This window comes from Dyadobacter sp. 22481 (genome assembly GCF_052044875.1).
Lineage (GTDB): Bacteria > Bacteroidota > Bacteroidia > Cytophagales > Spirosomataceae > Dyadobacter > Dyadobacter endophyticus.
Map to the genome: position 1 here is coordinate 1,344,228 of NZ_JBQENV010000002.1, position 19,682 is coordinate 1,363,909.

The 19,682-nt window shown below is 49.8% G+C and carries 18 protein-coding genes; 6 read left to right on the forward strand and 12 right to left on the reverse strand.

The window, feature by feature from the left end; genetic code table 11:
- The first annotated feature begins 48 nt into the window (after window positions 1-48).
- A complete protein-coding gene (locus tag ACTJJJ_RS15565) occupies window positions 49-1,458 on the forward strand; it encodes a leucine-rich repeat domain-containing protein (RefSeq protein WP_440702250.1) in 1,410 nt (469 codons plus the stop codon).
- On the opposite strand, the gene ACTJJJ_RS15570 is transcribed toward ACTJJJ_RS15565, so the two are convergent.
- Window positions 1,455-3,632 (reverse strand): DUF5916 domain-containing protein, encoded by a 2,178-nt coding sequence (locus ACTJJJ_RS15570; protein WP_440702251.1) that lies wholly within the window; start codon window positions 3,630-3,632, stop codon window positions 1,455-1,457. The genes ACTJJJ_RS15565 and ACTJJJ_RS15570 overlap by 4 nt on opposite strands.
- Window positions 3,633-3,677: 45 nt before the next feature.
- Entirely contained in the window at window positions 3,678-3,977 is a 300-nt protein-coding gene (locus ACTJJJ_RS15575; RefSeq protein WP_440702252.1) for a DUF3817 domain-containing protein, read from the reverse strand.
- Between the two features lie 232 nt (window positions 3,978-4,209).
- Here ACTJJJ_RS15575 and ACTJJJ_RS15580 point away from each other — a divergent pair, with 232 nt between their 5' ends.
- Complete coding sequence (locus tag ACTJJJ_RS15580) at window positions 4,210-6,762, forward strand: TonB-dependent receptor (RefSeq protein ID WP_440702253.1); 2,553 nt, start codon at window positions 4,210-4,212, stop codon at window positions 6,760-6,762.
- Here the strand turns inward: ACTJJJ_RS15580 and ACTJJJ_RS15585 are convergent.
- The 6 genes from ACTJJJ_RS15585 to ACTJJJ_RS15610 form a co-directional block, all read right to left on the reverse strand.
- The gene (locus tag ACTJJJ_RS15585) at window positions 6,759-8,138 is read right to left on the reverse strand and encodes a flavin monoamine oxidase family protein (protein ID WP_440702254.1); all 1,380 of its coding nucleotides are present in this window, start codon (window positions 8,136-8,138) and stop codon (window positions 6,759-6,761) included. The genes ACTJJJ_RS15580 and ACTJJJ_RS15585 overlap by 4 nt on opposite strands.
- 162 nt (window positions 8,139-8,300) lie before the next feature.
- Complete coding sequence (ccsA, locus tag ACTJJJ_RS15590; protein ID WP_188933594.1) at window positions 8,301-10,901, reverse strand: cytochrome c biogenesis protein CcsA; 2,601 nt, start codon at window positions 10,899-10,901, stop codon at window positions 8,301-8,303.
- Window positions 10,898-11,332 carry a cytochrome c maturation protein CcmE domain-containing protein gene (locus ACTJJJ_RS15595; RefSeq protein WP_440702255.1) on the reverse strand — a complete coding sequence of 145 codons (435 nt, stop codon included), beginning with the start codon at window positions 11,330-11,332 and terminating at the stop codon, window positions 10,898-10,900. The genes ccsA (ACTJJJ_RS15590) and ACTJJJ_RS15595 overlap by 4 nt, the downstream gene beginning before the upstream one ends.
- A 5-nt stretch (window positions 11,333-11,337) precedes the next feature.
- Window positions 11,338-11,562 carry a CcmD family protein gene (locus ACTJJJ_RS15600; protein WP_188933590.1) on the reverse strand — a complete coding sequence of 75 codons (225 nt, stop codon included), beginning with the start codon at window positions 11,560-11,562 and terminating at the stop codon, window positions 11,338-11,340.
- A gap of 77 nt (window positions 11,563-11,639) precedes the next feature.
- Window positions 11,640-12,323, reverse strand: a complete 684-nt coding sequence (ccsA, locus tag ACTJJJ_RS15605) for a cytochrome c biogenesis protein CcsA (protein ID WP_188933588.1) — start codon at window positions 12,321-12,323, stop codon at window positions 11,640-11,642.
- Between the two features lie 45 nt (window positions 12,324-12,368).
- A complete protein-coding gene (locus tag ACTJJJ_RS15610; RefSeq protein WP_188933586.1) occupies window positions 12,369-13,031 on the reverse strand; it encodes a heme exporter protein CcmB in 663 nt (220 codons plus the stop codon).
- Between the two features lie 260 nt (window positions 13,032-13,291).
- Between ACTJJJ_RS15610 and ACTJJJ_RS15615 the strand changes: the two genes are divergently transcribed.
- Both ACTJJJ_RS15615 and feoB read left to right on the forward strand, forming a co-directional pair.
- Complete coding sequence (locus ACTJJJ_RS15615; protein WP_188933584.1) at window positions 13,292-13,519, forward strand: FeoA family protein; 228 nt, start codon at window positions 13,292-13,294, stop codon at window positions 13,517-13,519.
- Between the two features lie 28 nt (window positions 13,520-13,547).
- Window positions 13,548-15,683: a ferrous iron transport protein B gene (feoB, locus tag ACTJJJ_RS15620; RefSeq protein WP_188933582.1), complete on the forward strand. Its 2,136-nt coding sequence runs from the start codon at window positions 13,548-13,550 to the stop codon at window positions 15,681-15,683.
- On the opposite strand, the gene ACTJJJ_RS15625 is transcribed toward feoB, so the two are convergent.
- Genes ACTJJJ_RS15625 through ACTJJJ_RS15635 form a run of 3 tightly spaced genes read right to left on the reverse strand, consistent with a single transcriptional unit; the run spans window position 15,680 to window position 17,791 of the window.
- Window positions 15,680-16,036: a DUF5615 family PIN-like protein gene (locus ACTJJJ_RS15625; protein WP_426293217.1), complete on the reverse strand. Its 357-nt coding sequence runs from the start codon at window positions 16,034-16,036 to the stop codon at window positions 15,680-15,682. The genes feoB and ACTJJJ_RS15625 overlap by 4 nt on opposite strands.
- Window positions 16,036-16,263, reverse strand: a complete 228-nt coding sequence (locus ACTJJJ_RS15630) for a DUF433 domain-containing protein (RefSeq protein WP_188933578.1) — start codon at window positions 16,261-16,263, stop codon at window positions 16,036-16,038. Before ACTJJJ_RS15630 ends, ACTJJJ_RS15625 begins: the two co-directional genes overlap by 1 nt.
- A 46-nt stretch (window positions 16,264-16,309) precedes the next feature.
- Window positions 16,310-17,791, reverse strand: coding sequence for an NAD(P)H-hydrate dehydratase (locus ACTJJJ_RS15635; RefSeq protein WP_440702256.1), 1,482 nt, complete (start codon window positions 17,789-17,791; stop codon window positions 16,310-16,312).
- A gap of 141 nt (window positions 17,792-17,932) precedes the next feature.
- Here ACTJJJ_RS15635 and rplS point away from each other — a divergent pair, with 141 nt between their 5' ends.
- On the forward strand, window positions 17,933-18,295 hold the full coding sequence (gene rplS, locus ACTJJJ_RS15640; RefSeq protein WP_188933574.1) for a 50S ribosomal protein L19: 363 nt from the start codon (window positions 17,933-17,935) through the stop codon (window positions 18,293-18,295).
- Between the two features lie 236 nt (window positions 18,296-18,531).
- Window positions 18,532-19,311 carry a diaminopimelate epimerase gene (gene dapF, locus ACTJJJ_RS15645; protein ID WP_188933572.1) on the forward strand — a complete coding sequence of 260 codons (780 nt, stop codon included), beginning with the start codon at window positions 18,532-18,534 and terminating at the stop codon, window positions 19,309-19,311.
- Between the two features lie 58 nt (window positions 19,312-19,369).
- On the opposite strand, the gene ACTJJJ_RS15650 is transcribed toward dapF, so the two are convergent.
- Complete coding sequence (locus ACTJJJ_RS15650; RefSeq protein WP_440702257.1) at window positions 19,370-19,675, reverse strand: rhodanese-like domain-containing protein; 306 nt, start codon at window positions 19,673-19,675, stop codon at window positions 19,370-19,372.
- Window positions 19,676-19,682: the final 7 nt, after the last annotated feature.

The window sequence follows — 19,682 nt, forward strand, 5'->3', positions numbered from 1 at the left end:
TAACTATTCTTTTAGTTATGTTTGCGTGCTCACTTAATACTGCCTGTCATGAAAATATTCTTCACTGTTTTATTGCTCGTTGCAGGCATCGGCCTGGCGGCGCAGCCTGTGGTACTGATCCACAAAGACGTTCCCAAAGATCTTTCGCAGAAACTAAGACATGATTACCTGAATGTTGAAGGCGAAGTGAACGAAAAGCCGCACACGGTACAGACGGCATTTGAGCGTATTTACGGACAAATTCTCGAAACCGACAAATTTAGGGATTATACGGTCTGGAACACCCTTTACCTGAATGAGAAGGGCAAAATCGACTACCTGGTGTTGGCCGTCACGAGCGGTTTCCGACCTGTAAACGGAAAGCAGCGGGAGGAATCGACCGTGGCCGACTCGCTGGCAACCATTATTTCGTCCCGGATTGCGCCATACCTCACCGATTTTGTCGCACGCAGGACGGTCGGTGCCAAAACTGCTATCATCGTTTTCGTGGGCTTCTTCACCCGGCCGCCCAGGGAGCCGCATATCAAAAAGGATAGTGTAGTACATGGCCTGGTAGAGGCTGTGGCGACGAAAGATACGTTGAAGGTGAAGACGCTCGCGCTCGGACAGAACCTGTTGACGTCCGTCCCGGAAGTAATATACCGCTTCCCGAACCTGGAAGAGCTGTTTTTGGGCGACAACGATATCGAAAACGTCGATCTGGACATGGAGCGCCTGCCCAAATTGCGGCACCTCGATTTAAGCAAAAACATATTGCGTGATAACAGCATTGCCATCAGCAAAAACAAATCATTGCAACTGCTCAATATACAGAAGAACCTCATTACCGATATTCCGCGTGCAGCCCGCAACTGTAAAAAGCTCGAAACGCTCTGGCTCGGGAATAACCAGCTGACCGGTCTAACTAATGCCAGTTTCAGCAAATTGAAACCCGTTAAAGACCTTAATTTCTACAAGGCAAATGTAGCAGTGTTGCCCAAAGGCATTCGAAAAATGCGCAGGCTGGAAGTGCTGGATTTGTATTATAATAAATTGGAAACCCTTCCGAAATCGATCACGAAGCTGAAACGCCTGACGCATTTTGCAGTTTCCCATAATCAGCTCACCGCATTGCCGAAGCGCATCGATAAGCTGAAACGCGTGCACACACTTTACGCGCATCATAATCACCTTAGCAAACTACCTGAGCGCATTACGCGTATGAAGGAGCTGCGCATTGTGGATCTCGGCTACAACTGGCTGACCACCTTCCCATCGCAGCTGGTCGCTTTTACAAACCTGCAAGAACTGGATTTGTCGGGCAACAACTTTCCCGAATTTCCGATGCAGCTCTTGCAGATCAGCAAGCTCGACAAGCTGCATTTGCGCGGCAACCCGTTTTTAGGACAGGATGCCGAGCGTAAATACAGCGAGCAGTTGAGCCAGCTCAAAAAGAAGAATATTGAAGTGTTTTATTAAAGATTCCACCAATAAGTGAATTTCAGCACGATCGCCCGATTTTTCACCTTGAAGTTTTCGGGCAGATAATTGTCGGTGTATACGATAAAAAGGTCGGAAGCCGGTTTGTAGCGCCATTGCAGACGGGCATTCAGGTTGATATTGTCGGCCTGGTTGTTGTACTGCATGAATGTCGTGAAAAACAGGCTGTTAGTGAACGTTACGTCTACGCGCGGACCTACGAGCCACAGTTGGGTACGCTTCCAGGGCTCGGGCAGCCGGATATCGTTGTAGTTGCCGGCCATCGTAATGGCGACGTACGGCTGAACGCGATAACCAAGCTCGGCCCGCAGATTGTTACGCTTGCCGTTTTGATAATAGCCGCCGAGGATACCCGATGCGAGGTAAGTAAGGCGGTTTTGAGGGCCGGATACGATGTCGAAACCGACGGCTTTCCAGTTATGCTCGGTACCGGTCGCCAATGTAGCGCCGCCGAGGTTGGTAGGATCGAAAGGGCGCAGCAACCGCACATAGTTGCTGGAACCCCACACGGCTACCGTCGCGCGGTTGATAAAGTTGACGTTGTAGGACAAGATGAACTCCCGGTCGCTCAGATCGAATTTTTTGTCCCAGTAAACATTGCTTACGAGTTTCGGCCCGTGGCTGATGATTTTCGGGTGTTTGATAAAAAACAGATAGGCAACGTTCGGGCTGATTTTATAGTAACCCATGCGTACGGCATTGGGGACATAGCCGACTTCCGCGTTGTAATTTTTGCCCACGTACTCATGCTGCCATTGCCATATTAGATTCGCCTTGGTGAATTTCAGGTCGGCGGCGTGCGTGAAATCGTCGGAGGATTTACCGGGCGTGAAAGATTTTAGGAACATTACCTTTCCCGTCCACAGGTTTTTGGCGCTCGCAAGGTTGAACTCCGCACCGACGTTCCGGTTGTAGCGGTTAGTGGCCGAATGCCTTTCGAGCGTATAATTGGTTGCATCTTTATTGACAAAAATGAACCGCACGTTGGAACGCGCCAGCACCTGCCGCTGCAATGCGAACACGGCGTAGTTGTTATGGGGCGTGAGTGTATCATTAGCGCCAGTTTGTACATCCAGCACGCCGATACGCCAGTTTTTATTGATCTTTCCGCTCATACGTGCCCCAAATTGGATCGGCACGCCCAGGCCGATGCGCCGCGAGAAAAACGGCCGGATGGTAGCGTACCCGAAATTGGCGAAAAGGTCGGCGTTTTCAAGAAAGAACTGCCGGCGCTCGGGAAAAAATAGCTCAAAACGGTCGAGGTTAGTCTGCTGCACGTCCACATCCACCTGTGAGAAGTCGGGATTGACGGTCAAATCTAGGTTCAGCGATGGTGTAAGGCCTATTTTGACGTCGCCGCCGATGGTCGGTTTGTATTTGGTAGGAATGTCGTTCTGGTGGTCCTTCGTCATGCGCATGGCCGCATAAGGTATCACCGAAATGTTCGGCCCCGGATTGGGGGGCGGTACATCCCACACGAGCACGCCCGTGTACGCGAGCGACGCAGACGGGAACTGCCGCGGTACGGGTGCCCACGACGATTTCTCGGAAATAGTCAGATCCTGGCGACTGAAATTGATGCCCCAGCGTGTAATACCTGGTTTATAGCGGATACTTTTAAAGGGAATGGCCGCTTCCCAAACCCATTTGTCATCCTCGTTTTTAACGGAACTTACCCACTTGTTGTCCCAGCTGAGGTCAACCGTACCGCCATCGCCCTGCTGGCCGTCCCAGGGAGCACCCGCTGCATTGGCACCGAACGAAAAACCGTTGGTCTTGTCATCGAACGTGTCCATGAAAAGGAGGAAGTTGTCATTCTTCCCGAATGCAAAATCACGTTTCAGCGATTCCACGATCAGTGAGCCTTGGATCGGTTTGTAGTTGACAACCAGGATGTAGAGGTTGTGCTTGTCGTAGCACATTTTCACATCCGTGAGCGCCCTGGAAAAGCTCGTGTCCATAGGCGTGATCATGAAAAAGTCTTTCGCCGTTTCCGCGGCCGACCATGCGGGGTCGTCGGCTGCACCATCGATTTTAACCGGCGAAGCGGCTGAATGGATGTGGTACTGGTAATTTTCGTTCGGTTTCTGGGCAATACTTTGGAAAATGATGAAACAGAAAATGAAAGGGGTTAGGATAAAGGTACGTAGCACTTGATCTTAAGGGATGTTTAGGAATATAAAAGGTTCGGGGAATACTCAGTTTCTGAACCAGCGGGCATCTGCATAGAATGTCCCGAATGGTATCAGCGAAGAAGCGAATGACAAAGCCGATTTTTTGAGCGGCCAGCTTTTCTCTATTGCAACCTGGATGAGCAGGAGCACGAAAAGGACGAACAACACGCCATGCGCCATGCCTACGATCCGCACAGCCTGGGGGAGCCCGGCAAAATATTTAAGGGGCATTGCGATGCCGAGAAGCGCTAAAAAGGAAATGCCTTCAAGAAATGCGATAATTCGCAAGCGGCCCAATGCCGATTTGATGAGTTCAGATACCATAGGAAACAGAATACAAAAAACATATTTAAGCGGCAAAGATACATATCAACCGGCTTGAAATGCAGGAAGTTGGAAAAAGCTTTTACACGGAAATGTTACATTTTATCCTCATGTAACCGATGGTTTAAATAAATTCTGTAAAAATTAACATTCAAGAAATTTTATTTGGTTATTATTTATTTTAAAGACGAATATTGCATATTTGGTTCGAATAGCACCTAATATTTGTCTTATGAAAATGATATACAAAACATGGCTCTTCGTGTTCCTCTCATGTTATTGTCATGCGCAAGGCCTTCAAATATCCGGGAAAGTGACGGATGAGAAAGGCGAGCCGCTGATAGGAGCATCCGTTGTCGAAAAAGGAACCGGCAATGGCACGGTGACCGACGGAAGCGGCACATACAGCCTGGCTGTCGGATACAGTAATGCGACTTTGGTAGTGACTTATGTGGGTTACAATAAAGTGGAAAGGGAATTGAACGGCATTGCCAGTCAGGACTTTGCACTTTCGGACGCCACCGTGCTGAACCAGGTGACCGTGGTAGGCTCGCGAAACCTTAACCGCTCATCGACGGACACGCCCGCGCCGGTGGACGTAATCGATATCCGCGAAGTGACCACCAAGCAGGGCCAGCTCGATGTGAATCAGCTCTTGCAATTCGCCGCACCATCGTTCAATTCAAACAGGCAGACCGGTTCCGATGGTGCGGACCATGTGGACCCTGCCTCATTGCGCGGGCTCGGACCCGATCAGACGCTCGTGCTGATCAATGGGAAACGTCGCCACCAATCCGCATTGGTTAACCTTTTCGGATCACGCGGCCGGGGTAACACCGGTACCGACCTGAACGCGATCCCGGCGGCGGCTATCGAGCGCATCGAAATCTTGCGCGACGGCGCCGCAGCACAATATGGTTCGGATGCCATCGCAGGCGTGATCAATATCGTTTTAAAGGAAAGTACAGACCAACTGACGGTGAATGCGAATGCGGGGATGTTTAAAGCCAAATATCGTTTCGACGATAAAAAATTTGATGGATTGAACTACAATATCAATGCGAATTATGGCTTGAAAATCGCGAAAAAAGGCTTCGTTAATCTAACAGCCGATTACAATTCGCGCGATCATACCAATCGCGCGAACACAGTTGCCAGCGAGGCGGATCTCGCGCGCCGCCAATACGGCGACCCGGAAATCCGTAATGCGGCCATTTATTACAATGCTAAAATACCGCTCGGCAGTAATTTTCAATTTTACAGCTTCGGAGGCCTCAACGAGCGCAGCGGCGATGCCTACGCGTGGACTCGCTTCGCGGACGACGATCGCAATATTCCATCCGTTTATCCCAACGGATTCGACCCGATCATTACAAGTAAAATCAAAGACCGTTCGGTCGCTGCCGGTTTTCGTGGGGTGTGGAAGTCATGGGATATTGATTTAAGCAACACCTATGGTTTTAACAAATTCCATTTTGGTGTTAAAAACTCGCTGAACCGGTCGCTGGGCGAGCGTTCGCAGACATCGTTCGATGCCGGTGGTTTTCAGCTGGGGCAGAATGTTACGAATTTGAATATCAGCCGTTTTTATAAAAATATAATGCAGGGGCTTAACGTCGCATTCGGAGGCGAGTTCCGTACGGAGCGCTACAAGATTTTCGCGGGTGAAGAGGCTTCCTACCGTAACTACGATCCCCAATTTGCCGGAGGCTCGCAAGGTTTTCCCGGTTACAGCCCAGCCGACGTGACCAACCATACCCGCTCGAATGTGGGTGTGTATGTCGACCTCGAAGCGGATGTTACCAAACAATTCCTGATTGATGTGGCGGGTCGTTTTGAGCGATACAGCGATTTTGGAAGTACTTTGAATGGCAAGCTTGGACTGCGCTATAAAGTCACGGATGCGTTGGCATTGCGCGGCTCGGTAAGCACCGGTTTCCGCGCCCCTTCGCTGGCTCAGAAATATTTCAATTCGACATTCACCAACTTCGTGAACGGACAGCCCGTGGAAGTGCTGCTTGCCAACAACAATAGCGCGGTTACGAAAGCACTGGGGATTCCGGAGCTGAAACAGGAAACTTCGCAGAATGCGAGCCTGGGTATTACGTTCACGCCGGCTTCGGGGTTGTCGGTTACGGTGGATGGTTATTATGTAAAAGTGAAAGACCGCGTGGTGCTTACCGGGCAGTTCAGCGACGACGATGAAGATATCGGCGCATTGCTGAAAGATTTGCGGGTAGGCAAGGCGCAATTCTTTACCAACGCATTGGAATACACTACTACCAAAGGGCTCGATGTGATCGTAGCGCATTCAATGCGGCTGGGTGTTGGCAGATTGAGTACGACAGTGGCTGCGAATTTTAACTGGATGGAACTCGGCCCGGTGAATACGGTGCCGAAGCTGGCCGGGAAGGAGGATATTTACTTTGATGAGCGCGAGCGGCGGTTCGTACTCGCATCGGCACCACCGTCGAAGATCAACCTTACTTTTGACTACTCGGTCAGCAAGTTCAGCGCGATGCTGCGGTTTATCCGCTTCGGCGAAATCAAGCTGGCCAATTGGGACTATATGATCGACACATACAGTCCCAAAGTCCAGACAGACCTTACATTGAATTACAAATTCACCAAAAACGTATCGCTATCCATCGGGGGCAGCAACATTCTGAATGTGTATCCCGACAAGTTCCAGCCCGCATTGACTGAATCGGGTGGTGCCTGGGACCCGGTACAAATGGGTAGCAACGGGACGTTCTTCTTTACGCGGCTTGGATTACGGTTTTAAATCGCCAGTGCTTCCACAGCAGCAGCTTCGCCGGTGGCCACCGCGCCTTCCATGAAACCCTGCCAGTCGGCAAGGTGCTCACCGGCGAAAGATGTTTTCAGAAATGGTTTTTGCAGAATAGGCCGTAAGGTGTGCCATTGGTTGAGACCGTAAATCGCGTAGGCCCCCTGCGACAACTTATCGGTTCCCCAATAGTAGTTGGCCTGCGAGTCGATCCGTTTCCTGACGCCCTTGAAATGCGGGTTGAGCGTCTGGTGGAGCATATCTTTTCGCCAGGCATCGTCCTGGTTTGCGATCAGTTCCGCTTTGTCGCCGATTGTGTAGGAAATAAGCGCGCCTTTTTTCGATTTCTGGTTTTTGGTGGCGTGGTAGAAATACTGTGGCGTCTGGTCGGTAATGAGGTCGAAGCTCTCGTCTTTCCAGAACCTGTCTTTAAATAAAATCGCGTTCTTGTTGATCCGGGCGTACAGAAGTTGGTTAATGGCCTGTGCCTGCACGTCGGGCAACCCCGGCTCCCATTGTATTTTCTGGATAGCGAATGTCGGGATGGCGCAAATGAGCCGGTCGGCTTCGAAAGTTTTGCCGTTATCGCAGGTGACAGTCACGTTGTCCTTCTGCTCAATGCGCCGGACGGTGTGGCCGGTGAGGATATGCTCGATCCCGATCTTTTCGGCGAACTTCCTGGCGAGCTGCGTATTGCCGCCCTGCATTTTAAGGTCCATTTCATTCTTTTCACTGCTCTCCGCATACTCCGACAAGGCCACCATCGCGGACACATGCCGGATACTCTCTCCGAAATCGGTGCTGTCGAGGAGTTCGCGGATGATCAGGTCCTTGCCCTCGCAGCCGTTGTTGACCAGGTAGCGCCACCAGCTGATGCCGTCGAGCTGCTCTTTCTGGGTTTCGTTGAGCTGCTTATAACCGTCGAGCAATGCCTGAAATTTGGGTTTCCAGTTTTCGGAGTAGTCCCAGGCGTTGGCTTTGGTGTACTGGTTCTGATAAATCAAATGGGTGTCGAACTGGTTATTGAGCAAAGGGATACCAAATTCGCCGCATAGCGCATGTACGCGCTCATGAGAGTTGCCTACCCACTCGGCGCCTAGTTCCACGACCAGGTTTTCTTTTGGATCAATAGTATGGGAAAACACTCTTCCGCCAATGCGGTTGCGGGATTCGAGCACCGTTACGTCCACATTCTTTTGCTTGAGGGCATATGCAGCGGCCAGCCCGGCAAACCCGCCACCGATCACGATCACGCGGGTTTGTTTGCCAATATGAATGCTTCCGAATGCGTGGGTTGAAATAAGTGAAGCGCCTGCGAACAGGGCTGATTGGCGCAGAAATTCGCGCCGGGAGGTTTGTTGCGGCTTGTCCATGTGTAATGAGGTCGATTGAGTTCCGCAAAATACTCACCTCTATACGCAACTCAAACAAAACCTTTCGGGAGAGGCCGGTTAACTTAGTTTCTGGTATTTAAAAGAAAAGCGTTCCGGCATTTTAAGGCCGGAACGCTTTATAATGTATTTCAAATGAATCGCTTACGCAGTTTGGACTTTCGGTGTCACTTTGGCCTTAGGCTCCGTCGCGGCGCTTTCTTTGTTGCGCATTTTGACAAAATCCCTGAAACGGCGGATGGTAGCCATCACAAAACCGATCACGAGCACGAAAGTTCCGAGCCAGAGGATATTGATCAATGGTTTTTCGGTCGCTTTCATGACGATGAAGTCGCGCTGCGTCGTGTTCACACCAAATGTAAACTGCCCTGTTTGCGGGTTGATTTCGTTGAATTGAATGCGCATACCAAGCTCATTGCTCGTTTCCGGCTTGCGCGCTACCATACGGTCGCGAATCACAAAAGACGGGGTCACTACAAATTCCTTGTCTTTGTCGAGCACTCGGATGATCGCTTTCACCGCCGCATCTCCTTCGTTGAGTTTAATGCCTTCCACGTCTTCGGTACGTACCACGTTGTCGAGAATAGCCACGTAGTCGTTTACAAAAAAAGTATCGCGCAGGTTAACGGTAAAGCTTTCCGTCTGGCTCCATACGGGCTCGGCGGTAGGGTTGGTCACCATCGAAACGTAGGTGTACAAATCCTTATCGACCTTGCGCTGAATGTCCGGCGAGGAAACGATGCCACCCATGCGCGGGTTGATCTGCACGCGAGGGAAAAGCGTGAATATTTTGCCCGACGGTTCGCGGTACTCGATTTCGTAATAGAAGTTTTCCGGGAAAATTTCCAGGGTATCGCCCTTTTTGTTGTATTTCTGGCCATTCAACTCGATGTCGCGCAATGCAACGGCGTGGAAATCGCCTTCTACGATATCGACCCAGCTCTTAGGAATGTAACCCGGAATGTGACGCGGCTCTACGCGCACGTCGCGCCAGGTGAGCATGTAATCGCCCATTTTCTCAGGCTTGTTGAGCCAAAGGGTAATGTTTTCTTTGTTCTCCTTATTGTCGTTGGCCGTAAACTCCTCGCTACGGGAGATCATCAAACCGGAGTTATTGATCGAAACAACCTTGGTATAGGCCGACGAGAACAGAATACCGATAAGCATCAGCGCTACACCAATATGCGTGATCGCGCCGCCCGACAGGTTATAATTACCCCGGATAATGTTCAGCAGGATATTGCCGTTGGCCACCACCGCAAAAATCGAAGTCGTGAGCAGCGCAATGTACTGGATGTCGCGGACCTGCTTGAATGTGATCACGGCAGCGCTGATCAGCAATGCAACCAATAGCGGGTTGTACAATGCCTGCAATTTGCCTTTGCCGGTTTTTTTCCACCAGAAATACTGGCCTACACCAGTAAGAACGATAATCAATGCGAAGAACCAAAGTTGGAACTTGTTGTAATGCGCTACCTGGTCGGCCGGGAGCGCCATATTCAGCACGGTACCGAATGCCTCGGCGATTTTGTTATAAACCGGAATGGAAGTGGTAGCGATGATCTGGAAGCCAGAAAGGCAAAGCAATGTGGCACCGATGAAGAGCCAGAATTCTTGCGAGTAAGTCGATACTTCCTCCTCATCGCTCGGCAGCGATTTCCAGCGGTAAACCAGCAAACCGACCGCCACGATAATAAATGTAAAAAGGTAGATCAGCAACTGACCCGAAAGTCCAAGGTCGGTAAAGGAGTGTACGGAAGCATTACCCAGCACACCGCTGCGGGTCATAAAGGTCGAGTAAAGGACCAGAATGAACGTCGCAATCGTAAGGATGAACGATGTTTTCAATGCCGTCGCATTCCTTCTCGCGATGATCATCACGTGTACCGCCGCTACCAGGACGATCCAGGGCACGATAGACGAGTTTTCCACGGGATCCCAGTTCCAGTAGCTACCGAAGTTGAGCGTTTCATAAGCCCAGTAAGCACCCATTAAAATACCTACACCCAAAACCAATGCTGAGAACAGCGACCACGGCAATGCAGGACGGATCCATTCGTGGATGCGCTTGGTCCAAAGACCAGCAATCGCGAATGAGAACGGAATAAGCGTGCTCGCGAAGCCGAGGAAGAGGGTAGGAGGGTGAATCACCATCCAGTAGTTCTGCAATAGCGGGTTGAGGCCGTTACCGTCTTTCGGGATGAAATTCGGGTCCATTTTGTAGACCGGTAGGTCGGGCATTACCTCTTTTAGCAAAAGGAATGGCGTAGACCCGATTTTCAGATCGAGGCCGGGGATTACCACGCCGAGGATCATGGAGGTAAGGAACGCCTGTACCAATGCGAAAACGGTCATTACCGGGGCTTCCCACGAACGGTTAGTGAAGATCAGGGTCGCGCCAAGCACCACGTTCCAGAAGATCCAGAGCAGGAAGCTGCCTTCCTGGTCCTGCCAGAAGCTGGAAATGGTGTAGCCTGTGGGCAGGGAAAGCGACGAGTTTTTCCAGGCGTAATGGTATTCGAAATAATGGTTACCGATGATCCAGTAGAGCGAGAACACCACACCCAACACTGCCGCCAAATGTACCCAGAAAACGCCGCGCGCAAACTTTTTCCAACTCTGCGTCTCTTCGACGGTCCCTCCTGCGATACCCGCTTTGAAATAAGCGAATGTAGCCAGGATGGCCGTTACAAATGCGACTATAACCAGCAGGTGCCCTGCACTTCCGATCGTACTGTGAATCATGATTCTTTCGCGGTATGTTCCGTGGTTTCCATTTTACCGTTCTCGTATTTCGACGGGCATTTCATGAGAATCTTTTCGGCAGAGAATGAGCCGTCACGCATTTTGCCCACCACTACGACCTGCTCGGATTTGTCGAAATCCTGCGGTTTGGTGTTTTTATAGACCACCTTTTGCTCCACGTTATTATTGTCTATCAATGTGAAAACAAACAGGTTGGGGTCGATTTCAGGTCGGTATTCCATTTCCAGAATCTGGCCGGCAGCGTCTTTTTTAAGCTTGCCTACCACGTGAATGCTCTCATTGTCGCCATCCTGCGCCATTTCTTTGGCTTTGGTGAAATCGACGTAAGTACTTGCATCACCGGCAGTTGAAACGATAATACCAATTGCAACCGCGATGATCACCAATCCGAATATCTGTATCTTTTTCATAGGGCTTACTTGATATTGAGTTCTTTTTCAATCTTTTTCAACTTGGAATCGATACGGAGCATATTAATCGCAATGCCTGCGAAAATAACGGCCACGACGGCCACTACGACCCATATTTTACCGTCTTCACGAAGCTTGTCGGCCATTGCAACGGATGTGTCGCCCGCCTGCGCGAACAGGTTGCCGGAGATGGCCAGCAATGTCAGGAGGATGAGGGAAATTCTTTTCATTGTATATATGAATGGACTAAACCTTAACGAAATTTTACTTTGAAACGTTTGTAAACGGCCCAAATCAGGCCGGAATGTCACAATCTGCCTGTTTTGATCAACTCTTCCTCATGGAATCGTCTGATCCGTTTAATGCGTATTCTCAGCTCTGCAACCCACAGGCCAAGAAGGATATAGCCAATTACTGCTGGGTATAATACCTTACGGATGTCGTTGTCGATGTCGTAAGAACCAAATGTACTGTTCCCACCGCTACCGGGGTGCAGTGAATCCGTCAGGCGCGGCAGGATATAAATGATCGGAATAAAGACCGCGAAAGCGAAAATGTTGTAAACCGAAGATATCCGTGCCCGGCGTTGCTCATCTTCAAAAGAGCTTCTGAGCAGCAAATAGGCCATGTAAATGAGGATACCCACAGCAGCGCCATTGAGCTTGGGATCGTTCGGCCAGGGATCTCCCCAGGTAAAATTAGCCCAAACAGAGCCTGTCAGACAGCCCAATACCCCGAAAAAGATGCCCGATTTGGCAATTTCGCTGGCAATATCATCATCTCCGATCCTTCCTTTGCTGAGATAGCGGATCGAGTATATCATAGATGTAAAAAGCAGGATGGTCATTGCAAACCACAGCGCCACGTGAAAGTAGGTGTTTCTGATACTTTCGTTAATAATTGGAAGGCGTGGTACGGGACCGATAAATCCCATGATGATCACGTAGAAGATGATCACGATGCAGAGGATTTTCCACCAGATCTTTCTCATTTTGAACTTATGCTTTAAAAGTTGTGCCCTGTAACCTGCTGTTTTTCAGCTTCTCCATAAATAGGGGAAAAGCAGGTAGCTGAGCGTAATTACTATCAGATCGATCGATAATAGTGTGGTGATTTCATCCGTGCTGACCGACCAGTCGAGCCCGTCGAGCGCGTTCTTCGCGAGACGGATCGTCATGAGCAGCATGGGCAGGATGATCGGGAAACTGAGCACGGCCATCAGCGTAGCGCTGTTATCGGCCTTGGACGCAATCCCCGCAATGAGTGTGAGAACGGAGGCAAAACCAATGGAAGCCAGCAGGATGCAGATCGAGAACAGGCCATTGTCCTGAATCGGGTTACCCATTACAAATGCGTAGAATATAAATCCAAGTCCCGATAATACCGCCATTACCAGCGAATTATAGATGATTTTGGAGATGATAATAGCCTGAGGGCTGCACAGGTTGTAGTAATACAGCAGCCGACCGTGGCGTTCCTGTGAAAAGCTTTTTGCAATGGCATTCACCGCCGTAAAGAGCAAAATAATCCAGAACAACGTATTCCAGACAATGGGTGTCAGCTGGTTGCGACGAAGATTAAAACTTAGGTAACAAACAAATACCGTACTGACCACGTAAAGCAGCATTCCGCTGAGGGCGTATTTCTGGCGCCATTCGAGCGTTACTTCTTTCCAGATCAGGGTCTTAATTTCGTTCAAGGTGATTGGTGTGGGCCATCGGCTTTTGGCCTTTGGCTTCCGGTTTGCTGTTGTAATGTAACCAGCGACACTTTTCCCGGCTTTTGGTACTTCGTTTCGCGCTGCAAAAGTACGACACAAAGCCGGAGGGAAATAATAAAACGGTCAGGATTTTGAACGATTTGACGACCGGTAGGCACATTAGGCAAAGTAAAGTTTGATTTACCGTCTGAGAGTGCTTTATTTGTACTTTAAATAAAATGAATCTAAATAAGGAACGTATGTCGGCTCGTACCGTTTCCCACCTCAAAAAGGGTGAAAAGGGCATAATCAAATCATTTACGGACCGCACAATGTCGCTGAAACTGCTCGAAATGGGTTGTTTGCCAGGATGCGAAGTACGGCTGGATGCGATTGCGCCCTTCGGTGACCCGATCTGCATCAACGTTGGCGGCCATTACAGCCTGTCGTTGCGTTTGAACGAAGCCGCAGTGATTGAATTAGAGTAAAGATTGCGTTCCGCATACAGCCTCTCCATTGAAACAGGGAAATATAAAAGTTGCGCTGGTAGGTAACCCGAATGCCGGCAAGTCTACGCTATTTAATGCACTCACCGGAATGCGCCAGAAAACAGGCAACTTTCCGGGTGTGACGGTCGAAAAAAAATCAGGAACATTTCGCATTGCCAGTGCCAATGGTCACGACGATTCGCATGTGACGTTGGTGGATTTGCCGGGTACATATAGTATTTATCCCAAATCGCGCGACGAGGTTGTGGTAATGGACATTCTCGCCAACCCCAAACATCCCGATTTTCCGGACGTGGTGGTGATTGTGGCCGACGCTTCCAATTTGCAGCGAAACCTGTTGCTTTTTACCGAGATCAACGACCTGGGCATTCCCTCGGTACTGGCTTTGAACATGCTCGATGTGGCCGAAAGCATGAACCTGACCGTGAATGCTGTGCAACTGGCTATGCAGCTTCATGTGCCGGTGGTACGCATTAATGCGCGGACGGGAGAGGGAATAAAGAGCCTGAAAGAGGCAGTAAAACAGATTACCGAGCGCACCGAAAAACCGGTGTTGCAGTATTTCTATGAACCCAAGGAAAATGAAATAGGGCTGATCAACGAGGTGAGGGAAATTCACCAGCTTGATAATGACTATGTTGCATTGCAATATGTTTGTCAGCATGATAATTTTTCTTTTCTCGAACAGCCGGTAAGGGCTAAGCTTGACGCGCTGATCGAGAAATACGGTTTCGACGAAAATAACTTCCTCGCCAACGAGACCGTTGCGCGGTATGAGAAAATAAAGCCGATCGTCTCCAAAGCCGTTAAATCGGAAGGTGCCATCGAGCCGCCGTATTGGACCCGTAAACTGGACAGCATCCTGCTGCACCGTGTCTGGGGCTATGTTACATTTGCCATCGTGCTGCTGATCGTCTTCCAGGCCATATTCGCCTGGGCATCATATCCGATGGACATGATCGACGCCGGTACTGCCGCGGCGATCGAATGGGTGAAAGGAGCATTGCCCGAAGGCGTGCTGAACGACCTGCTCACCGACGGTATCATGGCCGGTATCGGTGGCATTATCATTTTTATTCCGCAAATCGCGATCCTCTTTGCATTGGTTGCCATTCTGGAAGAATCGGGCTATATGGCGCGGGTGATGGTGATTATGGATAAGCTCATGCGCCGTTTCGGGCTGAATGGCCGCAGCGTGGTGCCCCTTATTTCGGGCGTCGCTTGTGCGGTGCCGGCTATCATGACGACCCGCAGCATCAGCAGCCGGTATGAGCGCTTGCTGACTATTCTGGTAACCCCGTTAATGAGTTGCTCCGCACGTTTGCCGATTTACGCAATCCTCATTGCCGTAGTGGTACCCGAAACGAAGGTGTTGGGCATATTTAATGTGCAGGGATTGGTACTTTTCGGCCTTTACCTGCTCGGGTTGCTCGGGGCATTAGGCTCTGCCTGGTTGTTGTCATTGTTTATTCCAAGAAAAGAACCGAGCTATTTTATGCTCGAAATGCCTTCTTACAAACTGCCGCGCTGGGGGCACGTCGGGTATACGATGTACGAAAGTGTGAAATCCTTCGTACTTGAAGCGGGTAAGGTCATTATGGCGATCTCGATTATCCTTTGGGTGCTGGCTTCCTATGGCCCGGGAGATAACATGAATGTGGCCGAACAGCAGGTTGTTGCTTCCATGAACGCAGCGCCGCAAGCACAAATTGATGCCGCCGTTGCATCGGCAAGGCTGGAAAGTTCATATGCAGGCCAGTTTGGCCGTTTCATCGAACCGGTGATCAAGCCTATCGGTTACGACTGGAAGATCGGCATTGCGTTACTTGCATCTTTCGCAGCCCGCGAAGTGTTTGTAGGCACGATGGCTACGATTTACAGCATCAGTGGCGATACGGAAGATGTTCTAACCGTAAAACAAAGGCTTATTCAGGAAAAGAACCCCGAAACCGGCGGGCAGATGTTTACGCCAGCTGTTTGTTATTCATTATTGATATTCTACGTATTCGCCATGATGTGTATGAGCACCATCGCCGTGGTTTACCGCGAAACCCACGGCTGGAAATGGCCCATGATCCAGCTCGCCTATCTGACCGTGCTGGCCTATGTTTCGGCGTTTGTGGTTTATCAGGTATTGAGTTAGAATGTGTAGAGTGTATTGATTTTACCCAATTCAAGATAGAAGAACTGGTTTTGATCAATGCCCTCAATTAATGCAAGGTGCTCCGAAAAGAGTTCGATCAATGCCTCGTTTGAAATGTTCCCAAGGCTGATACGGATTAGTTTGCGGGGAGTACGCCGGAGTAAAAAGGACGCGCGGAAGTCTTCATCCTTTGTAATGACAATCCATTGGTTTCTATCAGCGATCGAACAAATCTCAGAATCCTCGGTATGCCATTTGGCGGATAGCTGATTTACGTGTTTTGCCGAATGCCCCTTGCTTTGAAGAAACTTCGCTAGTTTAATAGGTATATGAACATCGCATAGGAAGTTCATTATGCAGCTTCATTGATAGTCCTTCCCGATACCAACATCTTGGCGTAATTTAAACTAGCCAGAATATCGTCTCTTTCGAGCTCGGGATGATCTTCGAGAATCTCATTGATTGACATTCCTGAGCCTAGCATGTCGATAATCACTTCCACAGGCCAACGCATACCTCTGATGCAGGGCTTGCCATGACAAATGCCCGGGTCGATCGTGATTCTTTCTAGAAAGTCCATAAGCCTTGATAAATGATTTAATCAAATTTACTTCAAATTAAGATCGTTACCAACCCAGGCACTCCACTACATCCGATGCGATCAGCGCGGTTTGCCCGCGGACTTCTGCGGCACGGTCACCGGCCAGGCCGTGTTGGTAAACGCCCAGAATCGCGGCGTCTGCCGGGGCGTATTTTTGTGCCAGCAAACTGGTGATAATGCCGGTAAGTACATCTCCTGTGCCGCCGGTGGCCATTCCGGGGTTACCTGTGGAATTGAAATGGACTTCGCCATTAGGTAAAACAACAGCAGTATTCGCACCTTTCAGGCAAATAATCACTTTATATTTCGAAGAAAACACCCGTGCTTTTTCCAGCCGCTCGTATTCGTTGCTGCTGTCTCCGGCAAGCCGTTGAAATTCTTTGGGATGCGGTGTAAGAATCGTATTGGCCGGCAGCTTATAAAGCAAATGCGGGTGGGTGGAAAGTATGTTTAGGGCATCCGCATCAATAATGACCGGCACTTTTGCCTGTCCCAGGATTTTCTCCAACACTTTCGCTGTTGCAGGGGCCTGGCCTATGCCCGGCCCGATGCCGATAGCCGTGGCGGAGCCCAGGTCAGGTGCTTCGCTGATGTATTTTTCGGATTCATCCACCGTCGTCATCGCTTCCGGGACTGATATCTGGGCAATCTCATACCCGCACGCGGGTACATGCATCGTGAGCAGGCCCACACCCGAACGCAGGCACGCCTTGCCTGAGAGGACGGCAGCACCCATTTTGCCATAACTTCCGGCAATGAGCACAGCGTGCCCAAATGTGCCTTTGTGCGAAAATTTTTGCCTTGGTTTAATGCGCTTTTCGGCTTCTGGTTTGTCGGTGAAATAGTAATGTGTATCGGTATTTTTGATGTATTCCGAACTCAGCCCGATGTCCACAACATGCCATTCGCCGACATACTCCGCATTTTGCGGGAGCATGAATGAGAGTTTCGGGAGCTGAAATGTAATGGTGTATCTGGGTTTTATGATGATATCAGAAGGGCCGTTGGGGCGGTCGGTGTAAAGGCCACTGGCAATGTCGACGGCGAGTAACCGGTTGGGGAGGTCGTTTAAATACTTTATTACAATGCCCAGCAATCCCTCCACCGGCCGCGACAGACCAGAACCGAGCAGTGCATCAATGCAGACGACCTTCTTTTCCAGTCGGGGAAGATCGTTTTCAGATTGGATGAGGCGTGGCGTCAGGTGATCGGCCAACCGCGACAAGTTCTGACGAAAGTCGTCGGTTGCATTCAAGTTATATTCGACGACGAAAACCTGTACATCATAGCCGCATCCGCTCAGAATGCGGGCGATGGCCAGGCCGTCGCCGCCGTTGTTTCCTTTGCCGCAGAAGACGGCGATGGGACGGGTATTTACATATTGATTACAAAACCAGCGTACAAATGCCTGTGAGGCGCGTTCCATGAGGTCGATGGAATTGATAGGTTCGCGTGCGATGGTGTAGGCATCCATGGCCCGGATTTGTTCTACATTGAAAATCTTCATGATAGTCACGGGAAAAGCTTTCAGTTGCAAAAAAATAGTGCTAGATTTGCACTCGTTTTCTCAAAAGCTGTTTTGAATGAAGGGGCGTCACCCCGTCCGCTGGGAGCAAGCTATCATTTTAAATCCATAAAATCACTCGTCATGAGCGAACTTATTAAACTCGTAGAAGCTACGATTGAAAATCGTAAATCCGAGTATCCTGATTTCAAATCAGGCGACACGATCAACGTTCACGTGAAAATCCGTGAAGGTAACAAAGAGCGTATCCAGCAGTTCCAGGGTACCGTTATGCAGCGTCGTAACGTAAACGGAGCTGGCGAAACTTTTACAGTACGTAAAATTTCAAACGGTATCGGTGTTGAACGTGTTTTCCCAATCCTTTCACCAAGCATCGCGAAAATCGAGCTTATTCGTCGTGGTAAGGTACGTCGTGCGCGTTTGTTCTTCTTGCGTGGCCGTCAGGGTAAAGCCGCTCGTATTAAAGAGCTCAAAACAACGAAGTAATCTGCAAAGAGCTTCGGCACGAAATTTTAAAACCCTGCAAGCGAATTTTTCTTGCAGGGTTTTGTTTTTTGAAAAAAAATCAATCTGATTTTTTTTCAAAAAACAAAACCCTTCCCGTCAGTTTAAACTGACGGGAATTGAGAGAGAGAAAAAGAGAGAGATTTGATGCTTTTTTGACTGAAAGATTTGTTTTTTCCTTATCCGTCCGTTTAAACCGACGGAAAACGACCACAAATATGAGTATCGCGTTTTATAAATACCAAGGCACCGGAAACGACTTCGTAATGGTCGACGACCGCAACTTGCAATTCCCGGTTTCAAAAGAGTTGATCGCGTCGATCTGCCACCGCCGGTTCGGGGTGGGGTCCGATGGCCTTATTCTTCTGCAAAATGCAGAGGGCTACGACTTTCGCATGGTGTATTTCAATGCCGATGGTGGCGAAGGCAGTATGTGCGGGAATGGTGGCCGCTGCGTGGTGCGTTTTGCGAATGACCTTGGGTTGTTTAAGGACAGCACTAAATTCATAGCGGTCGACGGCGAGCATGAGGCAACGGTTTCGGGTGATACGATCCGCCTCAAAATGTCGAATGTGAAAGGCGTGGAGCAATATGAGGCGTATGATTTCATGAATACCGGTTCGCCGCATTATGTGACTTATGTGGACGATATCCACGAAGCCGACGTCGTGGCTGTTGGCAGCGAGATCAGATACGGCTCAGTATACGGTCCCAAAGGCGGTACCAATGTGAACTTTGTGGAAGTGATCGAAGACAATCACCTCAGCGTGCGTACCTACGAGCGCGGTGTGGAGGACGAAACTTTCTCCTGCGGAACGGGCGTAACAGCCTGCGCGCTGTCCGCGCATATCCGCGAAGGTTGGGAAGGCCCGGTGCAGGTGGAGACCATCGGCGGTACGCTGTCCGTTGAGTACCAGACGGCCGGAGAAGGGCAATTTAATGATATTTACCTGATAGGGCCCGCAGTGCGCGTTTTTGAAGGTACACTAAATGTCTAGGACATCAGAATAATGAATCAGCCTCGCAATTCCTGGTGATTTGCGAGGCTGTTTTATTTTATTCGGATTCGATAATGCCGCCTCTCACATGGTAAATCTGCTTGTCGGCCCATTCAGGCACGCGGCAGTAATCCATAGCGGCAACCTTGCTTCGGACGCCATTAGTGCAAATCACCACGATGGCCTGATAAGGAGCCACCAGCGGCCGTTTTTCCCTGATCTCGGCAAGTGGGATATTGATTCCCCCTTCATTGAACTCCTCAAACTCCCAGCTTTCACGCACATCCACCAGCACGGTGTCCGGTCTTTGGCTTAATGCAAGCGCTTGCGGAAGGTCAATATCCGAGTAGGTTTTTTTTGACATACTACCA

Coding starts and splice junctions, on each gene's coding strand:
- ACTJJJ_RS15565 (WP_440702250.1), top strand. CDS start 49: ATGAAAATATTCTTCACTGTTTTATTGCTCGTTGCAGGCATCGGCCTG.
- ACTJJJ_RS15575 (WP_440702252.1), bottom strand. CDS start 3,977: ATGGTATCTGAACTCATCAAATCGGCATTGGGCCGCTTGCGAATTATC.
- ACTJJJ_RS15580 (WP_440702253.1), top strand. CDS start 4,210: ATGAAAATGATATACAAAACATGGCTCTTCGTGTTCCTCTCATGTTAT.
- ACTJJJ_RS15585 (WP_440702254.1), bottom strand. CDS start 8,138: ATGGACAAGCCGCAACAAACCTCCCGGCGCGAATTTCTGCGCCAATCA.
- ccsA (WP_188933594.1), bottom strand. CDS start 10,901: ATGATTCACAGTACGATCGGAAGTGCAGGGCACCTGCTGGTTATAGTC.
- ACTJJJ_RS15595 (WP_440702255.1), bottom strand. CDS start 11,332: ATGAAAAAGATACAGATATTCGGATTGGTGATCATCGCGGTTGCAATT.
- ACTJJJ_RS15600 (WP_188933590.1), bottom strand. CDS start 11,562: ATGAAAAGAATTTCCCTCATCCTCCTGACATTGCTGGCCATCTCCGGC.
- ccsA (WP_188933588.1), bottom strand. CDS start 12,323: ATGAGAAAGATCTGGTGGAAAATCCTCTGCATCGTGATCATCTTCTAC.
- ACTJJJ_RS15615 (WP_188933584.1), top strand. CDS start 13,292: ATGTCGGCTCGTACCGTTTCCCACCTCAAAAAGGGTGAAAAGGGCATA.
- ACTJJJ_RS15625 (WP_426293217.1), bottom strand. CDS start 16,036: ATGAACTTCCTATGCGATGTTCATATACCTATTAAACTAGCGAAGTTT.
- ACTJJJ_RS15630 (WP_188933578.1), bottom strand. CDS start 16,263: ATGGACTTTCTAGAAAGAATCACGATCGACCCGGGCATTTGTCATGGC.
- ACTJJJ_RS15635 (WP_440702256.1), bottom strand. CDS start 17,791: ATGAAGATTTTCAATGTAGAACAAATCCGGGCCATGGATGCCTACACC.
- rplS (WP_188933574.1), top strand. CDS start 17,933: ATGAGCGAACTTATTAAACTCGTAGAAGCTACGATTGAAAATCGTAAA.
- dapF (WP_188933572.1), top strand. CDS start 18,532: ATGAGTATCGCGTTTTATAAATACCAAGGCACCGGAAACGACTTCGTA.
- ACTJJJ_RS15650 (WP_440702257.1), bottom strand. CDS start 19,675: ATGTCAAAAAAAACCTACTCGGATATTGACCTTCCGCAAGCGCTTGCA.